The sequence below is a fragment of the Pseudomonas sp. WS 5410 genome, from assembly GCF_012985645.1.
Taxonomy (GTDB): Bacteria; Pseudomonadota; Gammaproteobacteria; order Pseudomonadales; family Pseudomonadaceae; genus Aquipseudomonas; species Aquipseudomonas shahriarae.
Genome location: NZ_JAAQWS010000018.1, coordinates 89,702 through 110,520 on the forward strand (window position 1 = coordinate 89,702; position 20,819 = coordinate 110,520).

18 protein-coding genes, 1 tRNA gene and 2 pseudogenes are annotated in these 20,819 nt (G+C 52.6%); 6 read left to right on the top strand and 15 right to left on the bottom strand.

The genetic code is table 11. The features are described 5' to 3' along the window. Positions 1 to 6: 6 nt before the first annotated feature. From HBO24_RS23205 to HBO24_RS23220, 4 genes are all read right to left on the bottom strand, one after another. Positions 7 to 2,343, bottom strand: a complete 2,337-nt coding sequence (locus tag HBO24_RS23205; protein ID WP_233092148.1) for a TonB-dependent receptor — start codon at positions 2,341 to 2,343, stop codon at positions 7 to 9. 145 nt (positions 2,344 to 2,488) lie between these two features. Next, entirely contained in the window at positions 2,489 to 3,424 is a 936-nt protein-coding gene (locus HBO24_RS23210; RefSeq protein WP_170060397.1) for a FecR family protein, read from the bottom strand. Positions 3,425 to 3,429: 5 nt separating this feature from the next. Next, positions 3,430 to 3,927: an RNA polymerase sigma factor gene (locus HBO24_RS23215; RefSeq protein WP_225923810.1), complete on the bottom strand. Its 498-nt coding sequence runs from the start codon at positions 3,925 to 3,927 to the stop codon at positions 3,430 to 3,432. A 444-nt stretch (positions 3,928 to 4,371) separates the two neighbouring features. Next, positions 4,372 to 5,283 carry a LysR family transcriptional regulator gene (locus HBO24_RS23220; protein WP_057438565.1) on the bottom strand — a complete coding sequence of 304 codons (912 nt, stop codon included), beginning with the start codon at positions 5,281 to 5,283 and terminating at the stop codon, positions 4,372 to 4,374. Between the two features lie 127 nt (positions 5,284 to 5,410). Here HBO24_RS23220 and HBO24_RS23225 point away from each other — a divergent pair, with 127 nt between their 5' ends. The 3 genes and pseudogenes from HBO24_RS23225 to HBO24_RS29705 all read left to right on the top strand — a co-directional run. Further along, a complete protein-coding gene (locus HBO24_RS23225; RefSeq protein ID WP_057444899.1) occupies positions 5,411 to 6,718 on the top strand; it encodes an MFS transporter in 1,308 nt (435 codons plus the stop codon). A 26-nt stretch (positions 6,719 to 6,744) separates the two neighbouring features. After that, positions 6,745 to 8,268, top strand: a complete 1,524-nt coding sequence (locus HBO24_RS23230; protein ID WP_170060398.1) for a M81 family metallopeptidase — start codon at positions 6,745 to 6,747, stop codon at positions 8,266 to 8,268. Between the two features lie 243 nt (positions 8,269 to 8,511). Continuing rightward, positions 8,512 to 8,787: pseudogene (locus tag HBO24_RS29705) on the top strand (IS3 family transposase); the annotation flags it as partial. Here the strand turns inward: HBO24_RS29705 and HBO24_RS23240 are convergent. The 9 genes and pseudogenes from HBO24_RS23240 to HBO24_RS23280 form a co-directional block, all read right to left on the bottom strand. After that, positions 8,727 to 9,188, bottom strand: coding sequence for a DUF1353 domain-containing protein (locus HBO24_RS23240; RefSeq protein WP_170060399.1), 462 nt, complete (start codon positions 9,186 to 9,188; stop codon positions 8,727 to 8,729). The pseudogene HBO24_RS29705 and the gene HBO24_RS23240 overlap by 61 nt on opposite strands. A gap of 622 nt (positions 9,189 to 9,810) precedes the next feature. Continuing rightward, positions 9,811 to 10,857 (bottom strand): alpha-xenorhabdolysin family binary toxin subunit B, encoded by a 1,047-nt coding sequence (locus HBO24_RS23245; RefSeq protein WP_170060400.1) that lies wholly within the window; start codon positions 10,855 to 10,857, stop codon positions 9,811 to 9,813. A gap of 28 nt (positions 10,858 to 10,885) precedes the next feature. Further along, positions 10,886 to 12,091 carry an alpha-xenorhabdolysin family binary toxin subunit A gene (locus tag HBO24_RS23250; protein WP_170060401.1) on the bottom strand — a complete coding sequence of 402 codons (1,206 nt, stop codon included), beginning with the start codon at positions 12,089 to 12,091 and terminating at the stop codon, positions 10,886 to 10,888. A gap of 667 nt (positions 12,092 to 12,758) precedes the next feature. Further along, positions 12,759 to 12,892: pseudogene (locus tag HBO24_RS23255) on the bottom strand (IS5/IS1182 family transposase); the annotation flags it as partial. Between the two features lie 315 nt (positions 12,893 to 13,207). After that, a complete protein-coding gene (locus tag HBO24_RS23260) occupies positions 13,208 to 13,525 on the bottom strand; it encodes a phage holin family protein (RefSeq protein ID WP_157717226.1) in 318 nt (105 codons plus the stop codon). Positions 13,526 to 14,169: 644 nt separating this feature from the next. Beyond that, entirely contained in the window at positions 14,170 to 14,820 is a 651-nt protein-coding gene (locus HBO24_RS23265; RefSeq protein WP_170060402.1) for a helix-turn-helix domain-containing protein, read from the bottom strand. Between the two features lie 631 nt (positions 14,821 to 15,451). Further along, positions 15,452 to 15,781, bottom strand: coding sequence for an exonuclease domain-containing protein (locus HBO24_RS23270; protein WP_057438568.1), 330 nt, complete (start codon positions 15,779 to 15,781; stop codon positions 15,452 to 15,454). Between the two features lie 100 nt (positions 15,782 to 15,881). Beyond that, a complete protein-coding gene (locus HBO24_RS29710) occupies positions 15,882 to 16,574 on the bottom strand; it encodes a ParA family protein (RefSeq protein WP_232545080.1) in 693 nt (230 codons plus the stop codon). 87 nt (positions 16,575 to 16,661) lie between these two features. Next, positions 16,662 to 16,737, bottom strand: a tRNA-Asn gene (locus HBO24_RS23280). 133 nt (positions 16,738 to 16,870) lie between these two features. On the opposite strand from HBO24_RS23280, the gene HBO24_RS23285 reads away from it, so the two are divergent. Further along, positions 16,871 to 17,365, top strand: coding sequence for a hypothetical protein (locus tag HBO24_RS23285; protein WP_170060403.1), 495 nt, complete (start codon positions 16,871 to 16,873; stop codon positions 17,363 to 17,365). Here the strand turns inward: HBO24_RS23285 and mug are convergent. After that, complete coding sequence (gene mug / locus HBO24_RS23290; RefSeq protein WP_170060404.1) at positions 17,281 to 17,853, bottom strand: G/U mismatch-specific DNA glycosylase; 573 nt, start codon at positions 17,851 to 17,853, stop codon at positions 17,281 to 17,283. The two genes, HBO24_RS23285 and mug, sit on opposite strands and share 85 nt — an antisense overlap. Further along, a complete protein-coding gene (locus tag HBO24_RS23295) occupies positions 17,846 to 18,718 on the bottom strand; it encodes a LysR substrate-binding domain-containing protein (RefSeq protein WP_057438570.1) in 873 nt (290 codons plus the stop codon). Before HBO24_RS23295 ends, mug begins: the two co-directional genes overlap by 8 nt. Positions 18,719 to 18,853: 135 nt before the next feature. Here HBO24_RS23295 and HBO24_RS23300 point away from each other — a divergent pair, with 135 nt between their 5' ends. Further along, positions 18,854 to 19,906 (top strand): agmatine deiminase family protein, encoded by a 1,053-nt coding sequence (locus HBO24_RS23300; protein ID WP_170060405.1) that lies wholly within the window; start codon positions 18,854 to 18,856, stop codon positions 19,904 to 19,906. A 4-nt stretch (positions 19,907 to 19,910) separates the two neighbouring features. Next, on the top strand, positions 19,911 to 20,819 hold the full coding sequence (gene aguB, locus HBO24_RS23305; protein ID WP_057438572.1) for an N-carbamoylputrescine amidase: 909 nt from the start codon (positions 19,911 to 19,913) through the stop codon (positions 20,817 to 20,819).

A 20,819-nucleotide genomic window follows, 5' to 3' on the forward strand; every position in this document is an offset into this window, starting at 1 on the left:
GGCTGTTTAGAAGCTGTAGCGGGCGGTCAGTTTCACATTACGGGGGTCGCCGTAGATGTCGTACGGGGTATAGCCGCCATTGGCTACGCTGCTGTAGTAGGTGCGGTCAAACAGGTTGTTGAGGTTGAGTTGCAGGTCCAGTTGCTCGCTGGCCTTGTACCCTGCCACTAGGCCGACCACCGTGTACGAGCCCTGCTGGTTTTTCCAGGCAGTGGCGCCGGTACCGCCCGAGGTGCGGATGCGGCTCTGCTGGTAGACATCACCGCCAACGCGCCAGCGCTGCAGCTCACCGGGCAGGCTGTAGATTGTCGACAGCTTGAACAGTTGGCGCGGTTTAGCGCGGTCGAAGTCCTCGCCCTCGCGGGCGGCGTTGGCGTCGTTGACGTATTTCGTCTGGGTGTAGGTGTAACCGGCGGACAATTGCAAATCGTCGGTCAGGGCGCCCTGGATTTCCAGGTCAATGCCCTTGCTGCGCACCAGGCCGGCAGCCTCAGAGCATTCACTGGCGGGGCCCGAACCGCAGCCTTTGAAATCGGGCAGGTCCTGGGCGCGATTCTTCTGATCGACCTGGAAAACCGCCATGCTGGCGTTCAGCGCGCCATCAAAATATTCGCCCTTGATGCCCACTTCGTAGTTCTCGCCCACTATCGGCGCGATCACTTTTCGGTCGAGGCCTTTGTTGCTCTGGGGCTTGAAGATATCGGTGTAGCTGACATAGACCGAGTGATTGGCGTCCAGATCGTAGACCAGGCCGGCGTAGCGGGTCAGATTACGCGTAACCTTGTAATTGCCTTCACTGTTTGCGCTGTCTTCGAACGCGTACCAGTCCAGGCGGCTGCCGAGAATCAGCGACAGTGGCTCGGTCAAACGCAGGCGGGTGCTGGCATAGAAACTGTCTTGAGTGGTGGTCTCTGGCAGGCCGTTGTCGCCCCTGACGTAATCGGGTTTGGCGTGACCCCGAGGGTCCCACTCGAAGGGATTGCTGCCCTTGTCGATGAACGCGCTCCAGGCCTTACCGGAACGATAATCCAGCTCGCGCCGACTGAGGCCGACCGTCAGGTCATGCTCTTGGCCGAGCATCTGGAAGGGGCCGCTGAGTGCCAGGTCGTAGCCGGTCTCCTTCTGCTCCATGGCTTCTGTCCATAGATAGTGGCGATCGTAATCCCACACCGAAGAGGCCAGCACGTCAGTGTCGGTCTTGGACTGCATGGCTGCCAGGCGCAGCTTCCAGTCGTTGGCCAAGCCTTGCTCCAGGGTTGCGAAATAGCCAGTGGTGCGATTGTCCGAGTATTCCCAGTCATGCCCCAGGAAGGTGTCGCGCGGCAGCCCCAGATGACCGCCGCCACGTGCCATGGGCAATCCGCCCCAAATGTAGTTGGTGTGGTTCTTCTGCCGGTAGGCCCCGAGTGTCAGGGTGGAGTCATCGCTCAGGTCGGCGTCGACCACCCCATAGAACAGATCGGCATCACTCTCCACCGAGTCTCGGAAGCTTTTGGCGTCTTGCCGCGAGACCACGGTACGGGCGCGCAGTGTGCCGTTTTCATCGAGTGGGCCGCCGACATCCAGGGTGCCGGAGTAATCATCCCAACTGCCGGCACTGCCGGTGAGCGTGGCCTGGAATTTATGGGTCGGGCGCTTGCGCACCAGGTTGATGGCGCCAGCAGGGTTGCCCGCGCCCTGGGCCAGTCCGCTGGCGCCACGAACGATCTCGACCCGGTCATACATGGCCAGGTTGGCTTCTCCGCTGGGCAGGTAGGTCAGGAAGCTGGTGGGAAAACCGTCGTACATGATGTTGTCGATGTCGAAGCCGCGCGCACTGAACGTCGGCCGACCAGCCCCGCCGGAGTTATTGAGAAAAATCCCCGGCGCACTTTTGGCGACATCGCTGATGCTGGTCATGGCCTTGTCGTCCATGCGCTTGCGCGTGACCACGCTGACCGACTGCGGTGTTTCGCGCAAGGTCAAGGGCAGCTTGGTGGCAGTCTGCATGGCCCCGGTGGTGTAGGAACCGGTGTTCTCGGTCATTTCGCCCAGTTCCTGACCGACGATTGCCGTTGCCCCCAATTGCAGGGGGCCGCTCGATTCAGAGGCTTTCTCCAGCATCACGCTATTCCCACCGGTAGCCCGCCAGGTCAAGCCGCTGCCTTGCAGCAGTTCAGCCAATGCGGCCTCCGGTTCTTTGGAACCGACGACCCCAGGGCTGTGCTTGCCCAATACCAACGTGCCATCGAATATCACCTGTAAACCGCTTTGAGCGGCCAGGCGGTTCAGTGCGCCTGCCAGGGGTTGCGGTGCGATATCGAATGAGTGGGGGTCGGCAACCGCCAGGCCGGATATCAGCATGCACAGCATTGTCAGTGGGGTTACGAACAAAGATTTGACTCGCAAACCTTTAGGTAACGGATGGTGCATCGGAGCTCTCCCTAATACGAATCATTATCGCTATAGGGAGGGAAGACGGGCGACACGCCCATAACCGTAAAAATAGTTAAGTTTTGGGTGAAACCACCAGCAGGTAGTTCGTGTAGCGCTCGATTTTGAGTGGGAAGACCTTCTCCAACGTGGCCAAGCCCTCGTCCAAATGATCGAGTTGAAAGGTGCCGCTGACCTTGAGCGCGCCCAGACGCGGGTCTCGTATTATGAAAATTCCCGGCCGATAGCGTTCGACCTGCTCCAACACCTGCGCCAGTGGTGTCAGCTCAAATACCAAGCGACCCTGCTCCCACGCCAGACTCTTGTCGACATCCACGCGCTGCTTGGCGCCCAGGCCGTCGGCACGTCCGGCAACGGTCTCGCCAACGCCCAGCGTCAGCGTGTCAGGTCCGTCGGTGACAGCCACACGGCCGCGGCGCACCGTGACATCAACGTGTTCGCCCTCACGGCGCACTGCGTAGATCGTACCCAGGGCCGTTGCGTTGAAGGCACCAGCCTGCACACTGAAGGGGCGCTGCGGGTCCGGCGTTACATTGAACAGGGCCTCGCCCTTGCGCAAGGTAATGCGCCGCCCATCGCCCGTGAGATTCACATCGACAGCGCTGTTGGCATTCAGGGTGATGTGCGAACCATCAGCAAGGACGACCTGTCGACGCTCACCGGTGCCGGTGTAATAGTCCGCATCCAATGCCATGCGTTGCATCCACGCCACGCCAAGACCGAGCACCAACGACGCCGCGATGCCCATCGCCCACATTCGCCGCGAAGACGGCCGTACTGCAGCAGGAGGCTCGGCCAGATACGCACTTAAACACCACACCCGCCGCGCCTCGACAAAAGCCCGCTGATGCTCCGGTGCCTGTTCGCACCACGCCCGTGCCTCTGCCCGATCAGAGGGCAGCGCCGAACCTGAGGTGAGGCGAATCACCCATGCATGGGCAGTGCGCTGAACCTCGGTAACGGACGGGGTGGTGTCGGGCTGATCGTGCATACCGGCTATCGTTGTAGGCATTGGCTGAGAAAGCCGAGCGCAATGGCTAATTGTTTTTCAACCGTACTGGTCGAGACTTGCAGTTGCAAAGCCACTTCTTTGTGGGGCAGGTTTTGCAGCCGACACAACGTAAATATTTGCTGGCACTGGGCAGGTAAACGGTGCAGGGCGTGGGCCATTGCCGCGAGATCTTGTTGTGCAACCACGACATCGAACAGCGCCGGGCTTTCACCTGTCACTTCGTAAAGATAGCCCATGCCTTCGTCGAGGTGCTCTCGGGTTTGTCTGCTGCGTGCATGATCAATGGCCAAGTTTCGAGCAATTTTAAAGATAAAACCGCGAAGATTGAGCACCGGCTTGCGCGGCGGCTGACGGAGCAGGCGGAGGTAGGTTTCCTGAGTCAGATCGGCCGCAGCCTCAGGATTTCGCAACTGGCGATGAAGAAACGAACGCAACTCGCTGGCATGGGCCCGGAAGGCCAGCTCAAGCTCGTCGGTGGTCATGCTCGACATTGGCAGGGGTCACGCAGCGGAAAGTCATGCACTTTAATGATAACGTTTCGTATTAACAATGTTTTTTTGGGGCTGCCATTTGAGTGGCCGGCTACTGAGAGTGGTGGCTTGGGGATGCAGGTGAGGCAGATGATCGGGCTGCGTTGGCGATCAGCTCGTAAGCGCCGCCAGGGGCCTTATGCGTTAAGGCATAAAACGACGACAGCGAAGGCTGGTGATCAAGATCAATGACGAGGGGGCGAAGATCGGATTCAGCGCAGAAAGCGCCTAGATTGGTTGCGACTGTGGTTGAGAGTGCTGTTGCGATATTCGTGGCGCTGGTCTCTGAAGTGCAATTTAGAGACGGCCTGTTGATTACGCTATACCTACATCACCGATTTCAGTGACCCAGTTGAGAGATGGCTCCACGACCTGGACTCGAACCAGGGACCCAATTTATTTATTGAATATAAATATCCGTTCTTTGATCCATTTTATAAGCTCTTCTGCACCCACAGATTGGGGCTTTCTTTTTTTAACTAGAAGACGAGCATAAATGTTTTGGAATAGTGGGTGATCGATTGATCGAGTCACAAGATCTCCGCTGATCATATCGTTAAAGGCGGAAAATTCGCTCATCATCGTTACCGCATCTCCGCTCATCACATAACGTCGGAGGGCGGTGAGAGAGTTCGTTACCATGGCCGGTCGAATGGATAGATTTTCTGTATGGGTTACGAGTTGAATAACCTGGCCTAATCCGTATTGAAGCGGCATCACCGCTAACGGGTAATGCAGTATCTCTTCGAGTTTCAGGGGTTCACTGAGATGCGTAAGCGGATGATCTGATCGCATGAGCAATCGAACAGGTTGCAGTGATGATGCGCGGTAAATGACTTCAGGATGCGCAGGTGGATTGTACGCGAGGCCGATATGGGCAGCGCTCTGAACTACTTCCTCCAGAACGCTCTTGACCGGAAGCACATCTAGACTGATACGAATGCCGGGATAGGTGGCGGTGAAATCCCTCAAAACATTGTCTATCAGCAAGTCGATGAATCCCTCGCTGGTAACGATACGGACTTCACCCTCCCTCAACCCCTTCAATCCTCGCAAGCGGTCTTCAAGATGCTCTTGTTGTGCCTGGCAGCCACGCCAGAACTCCAGGAGAAGGTGGGCTGCTTCGGTAGGAACCACGCCACGTGCTTGCCTTTCGAACAATACAGTTTCCACTTCCTCTTCCAGAAGTTGGATTTGACGGGTAATAACTGAAGGTGCCGTGTTCAGGTTTTCGGCTGCCCCACGAATTGAACCGCTGGACAGAACCTCATAGAAATAGCGCATTCGGCGTTGATTCAGATCTCTCACAAAAAATCCTCCCCCCGCATGACCGTTGCTCTCAGAGCAACGATACCATCAAAAAGTTGCTATTGCTTGCCTTGCCATTCCGCCTGAATATCAATCACACAATAAAAACGCCTATAGCGGAGGCAGTATGCAAAGGTGCATTAATCCATCGACCGAGCTATCGACCATCTATCGAAAAATAGATTGGCGGTTATTACCCTTTTTGCTCCTATGTTATGTGGTGGCGTATCTGGATCGGGTAAATGTGGGATTTGCCAAGCTTCAGATGCAAAGCGATCTAAGTTTGTCTGACGCTGCTTATGGACTGGGTGCCGGATTATTTTTCGTAGGCTATGCACTGTTCGAAACGCCTAGCAATTTGCTATTGCCGAAGATCGGAGCACGCAGGACGCTCAGCCGGGTAATGATTTTGTGGGGTATTACATCTGCATGCATGGTGTTCGTCGAAAGCGAGAGATCATTTTACGTGCTGCGTTTTCTCCTCGGAGTCTTTGAGGCGGGTTTCGCCCCCGGAATGATTTTTTACCTTACCTATTGGTATGGGCGTGAGCGGTTAGGCAGAGTGATGGCAATCGTTATGCTGGCGGGGCCACTGGGCGGCATATTTGGGGCTCCTTTGTCCGCGTGGATAATGACCGCCTTCGCAGGTTTCCACGGCTTGGCTGGATGGCAGTGGATGTTTTTTCTGGAGGCATTACCGGCTGTAGTGTTGGGTCTCATAGCGTTGAAAGTTCTTAGCGATAAACCCTCGGTCGCGCCGTGGCTGAGCGTGCGTGAAAAACAAGTGCTGAATGCGCATATCGGTGAAGGGCAGGGAGCCCACCATTCGTTTGTACAAGTGCTAAAAGACCCCCGTGTGTATCTAATGGCGGCTGGTTATTTCTGCTTGATTTGCGGAATTTACACAATGAGCTTTTGGCTGCCATCCATTCTGAAGGACGCAGGCGTTCAAGGTGTCATGCAGATCGGCCTGTACTCAGCGATTCCATATGTGGGGGCGATGGCAGGGATGTTGGTCTTCGGTCGTACATCAGATTACTTTTTTGAGCGGCGTTGGCATACCGCTGTACCGGCGTTAATTGCAGCCATCTGTTTAATGGGGTCTGTGATTTACAAGAATGAGTTTGTTTTTGCACTCACTTTCTTGACGCTTGCTACGACCATGATGTGGGTTGCTTATACAGTGTTCTGGGCAATTCCTTCGCAATACTTCAAAGGTGACACTGCTGCGGGGGGTATCGCAGTTATTAATACCATTGGGTTAACGGGCGGGTTTCTCAGTCCCACGGTGATCGGTTATACCAAGTCCATCACTGGCAACTCTGATTCAGGTCTTCTGGTCATGGCTGCAATTCTAATACTGGGTTCATTGATACTTGCCGCCAACAAGCCGCAACGTGTTCAGCAAAAAGTTTGCATTACACAGCCTGTCTAAAAATTTCAACGAGGCGTTTAATAGCCATGACATATCGAATTCTGATCGCTGGTTTTCAACACGAAACAAATACGTTCGCGCCCTCTAAAGCTGAATATGAGAATTTTGTCAGGGGTGAAGGTTTTCCTCAGATGGTAAGAGGCGTTGAGATGTTGGAGCTTCGGAATGTTAATATTCCGGCAGGCGGGTTTCTGATTGAAGCAGAGCGCTTGGGCTATGAAGTAGTCCCGGTGATCTGGGCTGGAGCCAGCCCATCCGCGCATGTTACTCGAGAGACCTACGACCGCATTACCGATGAAATCATAAAAGCCGCTGCAAACGAAGCATTCGACGGTATATATCTAGACTTGCATGGCGCAATGGTTGCCGAACATACGGACGACGGAGAAGGAACGCTCCTAGCTCGGCTGCGAGCTGTTGTCGGCCAGGATATTCCGATAGTCATATCTTTGGATTTACACGCTAATGTTACTGAGTTGATGCTCAACCACGCAGATGCAATGGTTGCATTTCGTACTTATCCCCACGTGGATATGGCTGATACTGGCGCACGAGCCGCCAAATTACTTGAATTGCGGCTCCGCTCGGGAAAACTGCATTGCGAGAGCCTGCGACTCCCTTTCCTGATCCCGATAAACGGGATGTGCACGCTCATGGATCCAGCACGAAGCCTTTACGAGCAATTAGAACACCTTGAGTCCGAAGGTCTTTCATTGTCATTTACTCCAGGCTTTCCGGCTGCTGATTTCGAGGAGTGTGGGCCGGTTATCTGGGGTTATGGAACAGACAGGCAAGCGATCAAGGCTGCTGTTGCTGTCCTCTATAAAAAGGTAGTGGGGGAGGAGGATCAGTGGGAAGTACCTTTTCTGCTCCCGGACGAAGCCGTTCTCCGAGCAATGACATTAGCAGAAACCGCCCAGCGTCCAATCGTCATTGCTGATACCCAAGACAACCCGGGAGCAGGCGGGGATTCGAACACAACAGGAATGCTTAAAGCACTCATTAAACACGGTGCTACTAATGCCGCCGTAGGATTGCTTTATGACCCGGCAGCAGTTCAGTCCGCCATTGCAGCCGGGGTAGGCAGTTTCATTGAAATAACGCTGGGAGGACAGTCAGGTGCACTGGGCGATAGCCCTTTGCAGGGTCGCTTTGAGGTAATGCATCTATCCAATGGCCGCTGTCGTTTTGCAGGCCCCATGATGAATGGTATGGAGGTTGATGTGGGGCCTGTTGCATGCTTGAAAATCGGGGGAGTGAAGGTTGCTGTCAGCTCTGGTAAATGTCAGATGCTGGACAGGAATTTGTATCGGATAGCAGGTATAGAACCCGAGCAAATGAGTGTACTGGTTAACAAAAGCTCTGTTCATTTTCGGGCCGATTTCGCGCCGATTGCCGACCAAATACTCGTTGCTAAAGCGCCTGGGCCCATGACTGCAGATCCTGCGGACATTCCGTGGAAAAGACTTCGTGAGGGAATCCGGCTAAAACCAAACGGGCCTTCATTTATTTGCCAATCGCAACCGTCATCTGACGTTGAACCCAGGTAGACACGCAAGAAAACAAATCCCGGAAAAGCAGGAACCAGGCAGGCGAGATCGCAAAATCCTCGCTTTCAGAAAGCCAGTCTTTCGAGGCGCCTTTCTCAAGTTGCGCTACCGAGGCGAAGAACCCGTCAAGTAGATGCTGGTTATCCGCAGCGGAAATCCATTCTGATGTGATTTCTGCGTGCAGATCAGTGCCCGAGAGTCGAACGACAATGCAGCCAGTCCGGCCGCTTGCACATGGAATGAGGCAACTGCCATGATAACGCCGTGGCCGAGAGCTTTTTCCAACTTCTAAAGCGGGAACGGATCAAGCGAAAAACCTACACCACGCGGGAAGATGCTCGGAATGATGTGTTCGATTACATCGAGATTCTGCTCGACCATCGAAGACTCATGCCTGCGAAAGCTCTGGAAGCCCCCTCCCTCTCAGTGGTTCATTACTCAATAATGCTCTACCGAACTTACATCCATGTCGACTCAAGCGATCTTTTAATTACACTATTCGATCGCAGATTCACTTGAGATACATTGCGATATAATTCGACTGCTCCAGCCACCATGGTGATTTCCATTTGAGTGGCGCCCAATACATCGAGCGCCACGTACAGAAGTGAGTCGCACTTGGTGCGTGAAATGGTGACAGGAGTACCATCAACGGTAATTGACAAGTACTCACACAGTTGGTCATGCGCCACATAGGCTTGCCCAAACTTGCCCCAAGGGGAAACGAAGCTCAGGGCAACCCTAGGGATAGTTCCACCATCAGTCAGAATCCCGTCGGGTATGAAAACCCACTGCCGCTCACTAAGCATTAACCGAAAAGGCTGAAGCACCCGCCAATGATCCCGGCCTAGCAAACTGCTGGCTTCTGCGTCATAGCGTGTGTCCAGTGGAGCATCAAAATATGGATATGTGCGGTTCATAGGCGGCTTGCCCTCTTGAAGAAATGATATGTGAGAGTGCGTATTTTATCGGGTGCTCGCATAAGTCGATTGTCGCTTGGGTGTTTCAATACTTGACTATGGATTGCGTTATTTACATGACCTTTATTCACTAAATGACATCGTAGCCGTCGTCAGAGTATTTCAGGTAGTCGGCTCTGGTTTCAAATTCATCAAATGATGGTGTATTCGTCTAGTGCAGCAGCGGTCTGACATTACCTGCTTGCCAACCCGAGAAGGCATTACAAAGCATCGGCAGAGGGAACAATGGTTGGTACATCATTCGGATAGAGGCAGTATTGCTCGGGGATGTGTCAGCAACTGCATGAGAAACACGGCATCGGAAGTTCAATTACGGACGGCTATGGCTGCAGACAAAACACCATCGCATAGAGGCCAAAGAGATATTGAAGACAGCGCTTATGCTCCAGAGAGCGCAGAATATGATGCAGGCCAGCAGGATGGTGAAGGCGTCGGGGGGATTTATAACGGAGAGAGACCTCACCTGGCGCTGAAATACATAATGCCCGGTGCTGTGCACCGGGCATTGGCGTGAAACTGATTCAGGTGCGGTCAACTCAGCCAGATCAACCGCACCATGTTTTTAGTTGATCATGACACTGTTGTAGTCCTTGGTCAGCACCTCCAGATGAGTTTTGTATCGATTCAGGAATGTGGCCAAATCTGCTTCGCTGTAATCACCGCTTTTCAGCACTGCAAGGTTCGTTGAGAACTCAATCCAGATACCCACTACTATGTCAATCTCCTTACCAGCTACCAAGCGCTTTAGGCTGATCTCTGCAACAGCAGACACGTCGGACAACGTATTCTCTGCACTTTTAAGCTCGCCATTCAGACCCGAAATAGACTGATTGAGTACGTCAATCTCTTTATCCAGATTAGTCCGTGCCGTCGCCAGCTCAATATATTTAATACCGTCCGATACAACGCCAAGGATTTTCTTGAGCAGAGCAATCGCCTGCTTGATAGCCTCTTTTTCAGGAGTAGCCAAATCCAAACTGCTCAGTGCACCGGCGTCAGGCAGGTAAGTTTGAAAGATATCGGCCAAGTTGGTTTGGCGAATCACGTCCTGCGCTTTGATGAGCGTATCGCGCTGTTCCACGCAGGTAGACTTTTTAAGGTTTTGCTCATTTAACTGAGCCAGCACTCTGTCCATCAGATCTCGCGCCAGCTTGAGCGGTTGATCCGTGCGATCGCCAATTTCTACCTTGTAAAGACTGATAACCTCCTTGTCCAGGAGACGAGAACGATCGTTGAATTTTGCCGCAACCTCGTTCAGCATCAACTCGATATTACCTTTGATACTCAAGAATTCTTTGCTGACCAAGTCACGATCACTGTCGCCTAGGTCTTTTCTGTCCAGCGCTCCTTTCAACTCATCAAGAGTATCAAAGAAGCTCTGTCCGTACGAGTTGCTCAGCGCGGTCAACAACATCGGAAAAGACTCCCGCATGGTTGTATCAATGTTTTTCAAATACGCTGCTACTTGCCGCGCTCTTTCATGCAATACGTCGTCAGACAGAGCATTTTTAAAGTTAGCCAACCTTGAAATATCACGACTGGTTTGAACAATTTTATTGACATCAACAGCAGAGATAATGCCGGAGGCGATCGATATTACATTACTCATTGAAACAATCCTTCTATTGGCAAGATAATTAATTAAAGCTTTTTTTGTATTCTTCCAACGCCTCGTTAAACACCTCAACCAATGTGCCAGAGGTGTCTTTTACATCCTGCCATGGGTTAATTACCAGCTTAAACTGGGCAACAAACGAAGTGAGTTTCAGTGCGTCATCAATGCGTTCGAACTGTGCAGCCGACCCATCGATCTTAGTCAGCATATTTTGCCACATCGTGTTCAAAATATTGAGTGCCGCTTCGGCACCTAGCATTCGGTTATTGAGGTCCAAGAAATCCGATTTGTTACGATCCAAAGCGTGCTGCAAGTTTTCTTGACCCGCGACGAAGGACTCCAGAGAATCGACTTCTTCTTTCAGTACATTACGCTCTTTCTTTGCGTTTTCTGCTTTCGCGCCAAATATCCCACCGGTAATGGCCAGGCCGATAAGCCCCCCCGCGATCCCGGCGATCGCATTTTTGACATATTGATCGTAGTCCTTATCCAGCTGGACGATTTTTGCCTTTTTTTCAGCGATAATTTCGTTATTATCGGCGATGGACTTGATGAAGCTGTTCTGTTCCATCAGGTCGTACTTCCCGATTAAATCGGGTTGTAACCCATCAACACGCTCACCGGTCGACAGTTCTCCGCCCGACAGTTCGATTTTGAATTTAGAGATGCTGTCTTTGAGTTCACGTGTAGCTGTTTGCTGCGCGTTAATGTCGACCTTCATCAGCTTAATGATCTCACCTACAGCAGAGGCAATCTCACCGTCTTCGGACGTATATTTAATCCCCTCAAGCTCGGCATTAGTCAAGTCCCCCAGAGAACTCCTAACGCGCTCCAAGATAGGCATTTCTTTAATATCGGAGATAATGCTGTTACCGCTGCTGAGGATGCTTTGGGCAGCAGAACCTAAATTAATGCTTTGCTGAATGATTTTACTTTCTACCGCATCCCAGCTGGAGGCATGGAATTTGATTTTTTCGAACAGTACCTTAATATCGCTGGGCTCAAGCCCGGCAATGTTCACAGCTTCGTATCCCAAGAATAGCTTAACCTCCGGCAACTCACTTGGGAGTGCGAGACTTTTTTTCACGTATTGCTTAATCTTGATTACATCTTCTTTGGTAAACACCCCAGCAGCGCGCTCCACTCCGGGAGATGAGCCTCCAATCAACCCCATCACTTCTCGCGGAAGATCATTGGTAAGTTCTGACATTTGCACATTAACAGCCATATCCTTCACCTCAATTTATTAAATTTTACGAATTAAACCGCTATGGTTTTTTACTTCGGTGTAATTAGAGTTGGGTATATCCCCTCATGGTGTTGGAACGTCGTGATAGACTACGGCAGGTGTCGGCTTCAATTCGAATCCACCAAGACCGCTATTTATGGTGGTAACTTATTGGAGCAATGCATCATAGATTCGCAATAACTTTGAATCTTCACAGATCGTAGAGCCAGCACGTCAGCCTATCAACAATAAATACGATTTCAGACCACGGCCCTTATCACCAGGACTTTTTTCATTGCTAACGGGCTTTAGTGCCAATTTGACTTTAATTGAAGTGCTTTGATTTATCGATCCAAAATCCGATTTAAGACTTATACAGTCGGGAGCAACTAGTCTTTCCTGAGCACGCTGACACCACATACAAAAAATTATTTAACGATGCGCTCTTCAACTTTCAAAGCGCCGCCACTACTGGCTAATAATGACTAACGCCTGGTCGCACAAAGCTTGAAAATACCAGGCTGCCGTCAACAAGGATTCTTAAACGTCGCTTAAAATGTTTTGAAGTACCCGCCGCTTTCAGTCCTCGTTGCTTAAGGCTCCAAAAACGTGTGTCTGCCGAAAAACAGACCTTTCCTGTCGTTAATTCATGGTTCTTTCCTTGAGCCAAGCCTGATTTGGTGTCAACGCCGATGTACGTTTTCATCCCGAAGAAATACATGCTTTTTTCTTCGTCTGATGCATTTCAGGGTTGTGTTTGCCGTCCGTGTTATTGGTAGAACTTGACGCATGAATGAAGGTATTTGTTTTTAATCGAGACTCACCGTGGTATTCATGTCGGGCGGAAACTTCAACAGAAATGGGAGTTCTCTTCAGTCCACCAAAAACTATTTTGGTTATATTGAGTAAGGGCTCCCCGTACAAGGCGAAACTATTTACAGCATGTCCCAAGGGGCATTGAAAACTCTTCGTGCCTCGCTCTCTGATCAAGGAGCGCATGCGGTAAGCATGTAATGGCGAAATGGCTAAGAGTGGGGCTGAACACTCAATGTGTTATATATGTCAACGCGTCTTGCTTTTATTGCTGACGTCTCTGAGAGCAATTGCTATTTACTGCTATTCACCATTTTTAATTTTAAGTTTTTTGTAAATGTAAGATTGTAATAACATTAATGTAGCATCGGCACCGAGCCAGCCACATAATCCAATTATCACCCCCGAGATTTCTGGAGGAATACCAGCAGACCGACACCCTAACAGTACCAGATACCCAGCAAATGCTGCGCCTACGCCTTGCAACGTCGTCTCACCTATGTGGATTGGTTGTTGAGCTCCTAACCTACGCATCATGTGACCAAGCACCCCTCCAACTGCAGAAATTAAAATATATGCCCAAGACTTAATAAAATCGGATAGCAGATCGTAGTCATTCATACCCATAAAATCCTTATAATACAAAAAGCTCTTCGCCAACACGGCCTACACTACTTGATTAACAATCTAAAAAACGGCGCTGAATGAAATTGGTGTCGCCCCTACAGAACTAAAATATGTCTATAAAAGACATTGGTCACTAATAAAAAGGCGCCAATTCAGAGCGTATTACCGAGGGCATACAATAAAAATCTATAAACAGCGCAGCCTACCCAGGTTGTTAAGTTTTAGTATCCATACGCTTTCTGCCATGTATCATGCGGTCATATGCACTACAAACCAGTGGTCGTCAGTATGTCAACACCGAATACACTTTCAGATTATTCGTGATTTTCAATATCCAGGATATTAACGTAAATATAACTACCGAAAAATCTTAGTCATTGTACTAATCTGGCGCGTGACGATTTCTTATTTTTGGGCTGTTCCCCGAGAGGCTAAAGTAGTCAGCGATTTTTACAAGCTGTCTACTTGAGATTGAAAATCTCCGGCCACTTCAGCCACTTCTTCATAAGCGCTAGACACTATTATCATAGTGACGTGAGGGCACCTCAAGCAGGTGCAATATATATTTAATAATCCACCGTTTCTTCAATGAGCCAGTGTTGCAAAAAATGTAGATCTCCATAGAGATTCGGTCCAACCTAATAGCCATCAGGTAGTTTTTTTATAATGTGCACAAGATACCCTCCATCCACCTCGATGTACCCTCCTTGTTTCAAGGATTTCATGATTGAAAGTGCATGAGACCTGGAAACCCCCGTGGTGTCTGTGATAAATGATATGGCGGTAAATTTTGTTTTTACTGTCTCGGGCAACACATTCATCCACTCTAATGCATATTTAACCTCGGCATAGCCATCGTTCATGCACTGACCAAGCCATTTATTGGAAATGTTGCTTGCGTTCAATTTCATAAAATCTAAAATACTTTTTAGCAATGACTTGTCGGCAGCAGCCAGATGAATACACTCTTCAGGTAGCTCGTAATAAACAGAGCGCGACACAATTTCACATTTATTTGGAGGGTTGTTATAGTTTTGCGTTGATTTATTTAGCAAAACGACACCTCCTGACCCGACGATGCCTATAACCTTTCGATCGCCTATGAGCAGCCGCCACACACCACTTTCAATTGAGAATATTGAATTATTACTGCTCCTAAAAGGCGTGGCTCCCGCTTCAGCAATTTTTATAGTGCCATTCATTTTAATCCAGTTATGCAGGTAACTTATATTTGAGCTGCTAACTTTGTCGTTTCCACTGACAAATCCTGATAGACGAAAATTATTCATTCCTTCTCCTTTTTTAAATTAAATGCATCGTTTGTTTTGCTAGCGCATGAATAAATTCCCCTGGGGGTTTTATACTTTGAATTGGTTTTCGGATGCCAGTATTTTTATTTATTTTTGGCAACTCTTTAGAACGCTTCGATCTAGCACGTTTCTAGTGAATGATTAACTATTCTGTTGAAAATTTACTTTCAGTCAATACAAAGTCTGATTCTGGACAGCTCTATTAGGATTAACTGATTGCCACGACGCGAGTGAGAAACGAAAAGTCACACACCATTGTAAGGGTGCGCTATCTTACAATCAGATGAACGTATGAATAATTGTCGGTTGGCGAACTGAATTTTTTAGCACTGAACTATAGTTTTCTAGTCCGTGGTTATGTTTCTATTGTCAGTTTTCACTCAGCACCAACATACCTTGACTCCGTTGTATTTCATGGTGATTATCGGCAACCGCGGCAGCGTTCCAGCCATGACTGTCTGGGTGGCCAGCAGCCAATCATCCTGCAACTGGATACAACTAAGCGACTCTAAAAGTCGCACTCAAGTGGATAATCCTAAGAAGGGCGATTGCAATGTGTGGCAGCCAAAGCGGGTAGCTTTTCGTGAGGTAATGCCGAGCGAGGTATTCTTCACCTCTGCTGAAATGGTCTGATTGCCCTAATCAAGCGAAATAGCTCTGCCGGGTATTGAGCATCATCTAACGCCTCATGGTTTCCCTCCGATTTGGGGTGAAGCCAAGCGGCCATCTGGCTTGAACGCGTTCCGGCCCAACTCGATTCTGTCGCCCCCATATAAAGCGCTTTGATATCCAGTGCGGCGAAGCCAAAAGGGTTCGACTTCAGAAGGTAGTGGAAATAGTAATTGATGAACGACCAGTCAAATGGGGCGTTCAGTCCAACAAACACGGGCACACCGTCTGCACCTGCCGCCCTCTCTACCCAACCCTGAAATTGCATCATTGCAGCTTCTGGACTTAACCCCTCGAGTTCGAGGGGCTACAGGGACAGCCCTGTTACTGCCAGTGCTTCTTGATCGAGGTTGGCCGAAATTGGCTTCGGTTCACACGAAAAAACTTGTTCTGGATCGTATTCCGTCTAGCAGATTCAGCACAGTGAAAGCCTGCTGGGTGATCTGGGTGGGGGGCGTCGCAAAAATATCGCTGTCCCAATCAGATGGCCGAACCACTACAAAACCAATGCCCCAATCGCTTTGAATGAAGTGGTATTGAGGCATTGCTAGCTCATCGGCTATATCGTGTACCAGGGCTAAAATGTCGCTACGTAAGGCCTTTGGTCTGTCTACAGCGCGTTCGATGGGTGGGATCACCATGTCGGCACCTATAAGGGCCATTTCCAGGATGATGGATCGTGCGCCTTGTGTGTCGACCAGTACGAGGTCGAAATCTGGTTCAAACGTCGAGATGAGGTTTTTGAGTCGAAGGCGTCCGTCGGCGGCGTGGAGTAACAGAGTGCCTAGCTGGTTGAAGGGATCATTTGAATGAATCAGGGAAAGGTTGGGTATGCAGGTTTGGGAGATGATCTGATCGCGTCGGGTCTCATTGTTGGCAATCAGCTCGTAAGCGCCGCCAGGTGCTTCATGCGTTAATGCATAAAACGACGACAGCGAAGGCTGATTATCTAGATCAATGAGCAGGGTGCGAAGACCGGAGTCGGCGCAGAACGCGCCTAGACTGGCTGTGACCGTGGTTTTCCCCGGTCCGCCTTTTGTTGAGAGTACTGCAGCGATTTTCATGGCAATGGTCTCTAAAGTGAAGAATCAGAGACGACGCGTAGATTATGCTATGCCTGGATCACCAGCTTGGGTGATCCGATTGAGATATGGCTCCACGACCTGGACTCGAACCAGGGACCCAATGATTAACAGTCATTTGCTCTACCAACTGAGCTATCGCGGAATGCGGCGTATCTTACTGATTGAAAAGGATAAGTCAAACGTTTTGTATGATTTTCAGCCTGTGCGTGGCAGGGTGTGGAAACGTTTTACTCTTCGCCGAAATGCTATGGATATTGGGCGTTTAAGGAAAAACCATGAATATCAGCTGGTTGGATTTAGCCTTCGGCGCGGTGGTGGTTATCGGTCAGGGGCTGTCGTTTTGGTTCATGTACTGGCTGTTCAAGAAGCTGCGCAAACCCAAGTCGGCAGCTCCTGCCTATGCCCCCGGTACTGGCATTGATGGCAAGGCGATTCCGGTATTGGCCAGTTTTGTCGGGTTGCGCAGGGTGCCTTGGGTGGCGTTGGCCACCAACAGCCTCAACCCGGTATTTCGTCTTGATGGCCAGCAGATGATTTACCGGGTTTTACGTCAGAAGCAACGGCCGTTGTGCGATGTGTCGCGGGTGGATGTGCGCAGTGCTTATGGCACCTTTAATCTGGTGTTTGAGTTCAGCGACTCGCCGTTCACATTGATCGTGAACCTGGGGAGTGCGTCGCGCATGGCTTATGTGCTGTCGTTGCTGCCACCCAGCATGCCGCTATCTGAACGGGCGCAAGCAGCGCGGCTTCCAGGGAATGCTGCCGAATAGAGCTGTCCATACGCCTGCACCAATTGCTCCAACGTAAATGCCAGATTCCGCCCGCTGGGATTGGGCAGTACCCACACGGCAGCATCCCCCAGTGTCTGCGGTTGCAGCCCCCACGTCACCTCGCGCAGCCCCGACAGCGCGCAATAACCCGCCTTGCCCAGGAACGCCACATGGCGCGGTGCATAACGGCGGATCTTGTGTTCAAACCCGTCGGCCGCCGCCTTGAATTCATCCCGCGACAATTGATCGGCCCGCGCCGTTGGCCGTTCCACGACGGTCGTCAGCCCGCAGTGGTACTGCAGCAGCGTCCGGTCATCCTCAGGTAGCACTTGATGCGCAATGAACCCGGCCAGGTGCAAGGTGCGCCAGAAGCGGTTGCCACGCCCGGCAAAGTGATGGCCCTGAGCGGCCGCCAGCAGGCCCGGATTGATCCCGCAAAAAATCACCGCCAGGCGCTCGGCCAGGATGTCCTCCAGTGCTTCACTCATGTGCGGCACCCTGTGCCAGGTTGTCCAGTAACCACTGGCTGAAGCTGCGCGCCAGTGGGTCGCTTTCGCTGTCGCGGTGGGTCAGCAAGGCCCAGTTGGGGCCGCGAATGGTGGCGTCGACCAAGGGGTGCAGCAGGCCATTTTCGCGTGCGTGCTGGCTCAGTAACTGGCTGACCAGTGCGATCCCCAGGCCACCGCAGGCCGCGTCCAGTAGCAGGCCGGGGTCGGAAAAATTCAGCCCCTGGTCCTGCTGGCCGACATCAATCCCGGCTTCCACCGCCCAATGGCTCCAATCCATTTCCCGCTCGCCATGCAGGGTGGTGCGTTGCTCGCGGGGCAGGGCCAGTACGCTGGGGTGGGCGGCGGGATACAGGCGGTCGGTATGCAGCACTTTGAAGCTGCACTCGGCCTGGGCGCTGATGTCATCGCGCACGGCGAGGTCGATGGTCTGGGTGGCCATGTCGGGTACTTCGTCGGTGCTGAACAGCCACAAATCCACGTCCGGGTGGTGCCGGCGGAAGTCGGCCAGGCGCGGCAGCAGCCAGTGGCGAGCAAAGGCTGGGGTGGTGTTGAGCACCAGTTGATTGGCCTTGCGGTACTGCCCCAGTCGGCGCACACCCACGGACAACTGCTGCAACAGGGCCTGGGTGGTGCTGAGGAAATCATGGCCGGCATCGGTCAGGGCAACGCTGCGCCCGTTGCGAAAGAACAGCGGCTGTTCCAGGTACGCTTCCAGGCTACGGATCTGCTGGCTGATGGCCGATTGGGTCAGGTGCAGTTCGTTGGCAGCCTTGTGAAAACTGCCCAGCCGCGCCGCCGCTTCAAAGCCGCGTAGTGCCCCCAGGGGCGGCCAGTGTTTAAGCATGCTGATAAGTTTTTCTAATCATTTATCTGCAAAATCCATCGTTTGTTTGGCGGTTTGGCCAAACGTAGCATGGATCCCCATAGCGTGTACGCCGTTTTTGGTGAACACAAGGGCTTAACTCAGAAGGGGGTTGTCATGCTGCAGAACGAGATGCCACACAGCGGCTGGAGGATGCCGGCGGAATGGGCCAGGCATGCTGCGACCTGGATGGTCTGGCCCCATAACCAGGCGCTCTGGGAGTCGGGATGGCGCGTAACGCTGGCCCAGGTGCAGGCGGATTTTGCCCGGGTCGCCAATGCCATCGCGCGGTTCGAGCCGGTGAAGCTGGTGGTTGACCCTTCTGCACTCGACACGGCCAAAGCCCTGTGCGGCCCCAACATTGAACTGATCGCGCTGGCGGTCAACGACAGTTGGTGCCGCGACTCCGGCCCCAGCTTTATTGGCCACCCGCAATTGGGCTTGGCCGGTGTGAGCTGGCGTTTTAACGCGTGGGGCGGCAAGTCAGCCTATGACCTGGATGAAAGCCTCGCTCGGCGCACCCTCAACCACTTGGGCCTGCCGTGCTTTGGCACGCCGTTGAGCAATGAAGGCGGGGCGATTCATGTGGACGGTGAGGGCACGTTGATCACCACCGAGTCGGTGTTGCTCAACCCCAATCGCAACCCGGGCATGAGCAAGGCCGAAATGGAGGCGATCTTTGCGCGCGGGCTTGGGGTGACAAAAACCATCTGGTTGCCAGGCGACCCGCAGCATGTCACCGGGGATGTGACCGATGGCCATGTCGATGGCGTGTGCGCCTTTGCCCGCCCCGGCGTGCTGCTGGTAGATGCCACGCACGACCAGGGTTCGGTGTACGCCGAGGTCGCACGGGAAAACCGCCGCGCCCTGGAATTGGCCACCGATGCCAAGGGCCGCCGGTTCGAGTTGATCGAACTCTTTGAGGCCAGCGAGGCGGTGGATGCCGACGCCGAGGTGTTTTGCGCCTCCTACACCAACTTCTATATTGCCAACGGCGCGATCATCATGCCCGCCTATGGCATCGCGGCGGACCAGGTGGCTGCCGATGTGCTGGCCCAGGTATTTCCGGATCGTGTGGTGGTGCCGGTGCGCATCAACCACCTGGCCCATGGCGGCGGCGGTGTGCATTGCATCACCCAGCAGCAGCCAGCCTGGCCGGTAAAGGAGTGATGCCATGCGCCAGCTGACCATTGCCACCACCCAGATGCCCTGCACCTGGAACCTGCAACACAACCTTGATCAGGCCGAACAACGGGTGCGTGAAGCGGCGGCCCAGGGCGCGCAGGTCATCCTGCTGCAAGAGCTGTTCGCCACGCCGTATTTTTGCATCGAACAACAACACAAGCACCTGGCCTTGGCTGAAGAGTACCGCCACAGCGCGGTGCTCAAGCGCTTCGCCGCGCTGGCCAGGGAGTTGGGAGTAGTGCTGCCGCTGAGCTGGTTCGAAAAGGCCGGCAACGCCTACTTCAATTCACTGAGTGTGGCCGATGCCGACGGGCAACTGCTGGGGGTATATCGCAAGACCCATATCCCCAACGCTATTGGCTATCAAGAGAAGGAATACTTCAGCCCCGGCGACACCGGCTTCAAGGTCTGGGACACCGCGTTCGGCCGCCTCGGCGTGGGCATCTGCTGGGACCAGTGGTTCCCCGAGACCGCGCGTTGCCTGGCGTTGCTGGGCGCCGAGGTGTTGCTGTTTCCCACTGCCATCGGCTCCGAACCGGGTTGTGCCAGCCTGGACTCCCGTGATCACTGGCAGATGACCATGCGCGGGCATGCCGCTGCCAATCTGCTGCCGGTGGTGGCGGCCAATCGTGTGGGTCGGGAAGTGGCGAGCAGCGACTCAACCTTGCAGATGGAGTTCTACGGCTCGTCATTTATCTGCAACCACAAAGGCGCGTTGCTGGCCGAGGCCGACCGCGCCAGCAGCGGTGTGCTGCTCCAGTGCCTGGACCTGGCGGCCATGGCCGAAGAACGCCTGACCTGGGGCATCTACCGCGACCGCCGCCCTGACATGTATGGCGGTTTACTGACCCAGGACGGTCGCCACCTGCATCCACGCTGGCAGACCCAAGGGGTATGA

What these genes read in the sequence shown, in the direction of transcription:
- HBO24_RS23205 (WP_233092148.1), bottom strand. Translation starts at nt 2,343, where the DNA reads ATGCTGATATCCGGCCTGGCGGTTGCCGACCCCCACTCATTCGATATC.
- HBO24_RS23210 (WP_170060397.1), bottom strand. Translation starts at nt 3,424, where the DNA reads ATGCACGATCAGCCCGACACCACCCCGTCCGTTACCGAGGTTCAGCGC.
- HBO24_RS23215 (WP_225923810.1), bottom strand. Translation starts at nt 3,927, where the DNA reads ATGACCACCGACGAGCTTGAGCTGGCCTTCCGGGCCCATGCCAGCGAG.
- HBO24_RS23225 (WP_057444899.1), top strand. Translation starts at nt 5,411, where the DNA reads ATGCAAAGGTGCATTAATCCATCGACCGAGCTATCGACCATCTATCGA.
- HBO24_RS23230 (WP_170060398.1), top strand. Translation starts at nt 6,745, where the DNA reads ATGACATATCGAATTCTGATCGCTGGTTTTCAACACGAAACAAATACG.
- HBO24_RS23240 (WP_170060399.1), bottom strand. Translation starts at nt 9,188, where the DNA reads ATGAACCGCACATATCCATATTTTGATGCTCCACTGGACACACGCTAT.
- HBO24_RS23245 (WP_170060400.1), bottom strand. Translation starts at nt 10,857, where the DNA reads ATGAGTAATGTAATATCGATCGCCTCCGGCATTATCTCTGCTGTTGAT.
- HBO24_RS23250 (WP_170060401.1), bottom strand. Translation starts at nt 12,091, where the DNA reads ATGGCTGTTAATGTGCAAATGTCAGAACTTACCAATGATCTTCCGCGA.
- HBO24_RS23260 (WP_157717226.1), bottom strand. Translation starts at nt 13,525, where the DNA reads ATGAATGACTACGATCTGCTATCCGATTTTATTAAGTCTTGGGCATAT.
- HBO24_RS23265 (WP_170060402.1), bottom strand. Translation starts at nt 14,820, where the DNA reads ATGAATAATTTTCGTCTATCAGGATTTGTCAGTGGAAACGACAAAGTT.
- HBO24_RS23270 (WP_057438568.1), bottom strand. Translation starts at nt 15,781, where the DNA reads ATGATGCAATTTCAGGGTTGGGTAGAGAGGGCGGCAGGTGCAGACGGT.
- HBO24_RS29710 (WP_232545080.1), bottom strand. Translation starts at nt 16,574, where the DNA reads ATGAAAATCGCTGCAGTACTCTCAACAAAAGGCGGACCGGGGAAAACC.
- HBO24_RS23285 (WP_170060403.1), top strand. Translation starts at nt 16,871, where the DNA reads ATGAATATCAGCTGGTTGGATTTAGCCTTCGGCGCGGTGGTGGTTATC.
- mug (WP_170060404.1), bottom strand. Translation starts at nt 17,853, where the DNA reads ATGAGTGAAGCACTGGAGGACATCCTGGCCGAGCGCCTGGCGGTGATT.
- HBO24_RS23295 (WP_057438570.1), bottom strand. Translation starts at nt 18,718, where the DNA reads ATGCTTAAACACTGGCCGCCCCTGGGGGCACTACGCGGCTTTGAAGCG.
- HBO24_RS23300 (WP_170060405.1), top strand. Translation starts at nt 18,854, where the DNA reads ATGCTGCAGAACGAGATGCCACACAGCGGCTGGAGGATGCCGGCGGAA.
- aguB (WP_057438572.1), top strand. Translation starts at nt 19,911, where the DNA reads ATGCGCCAGCTGACCATTGCCACCACCCAGATGCCCTGCACCTGGAAC.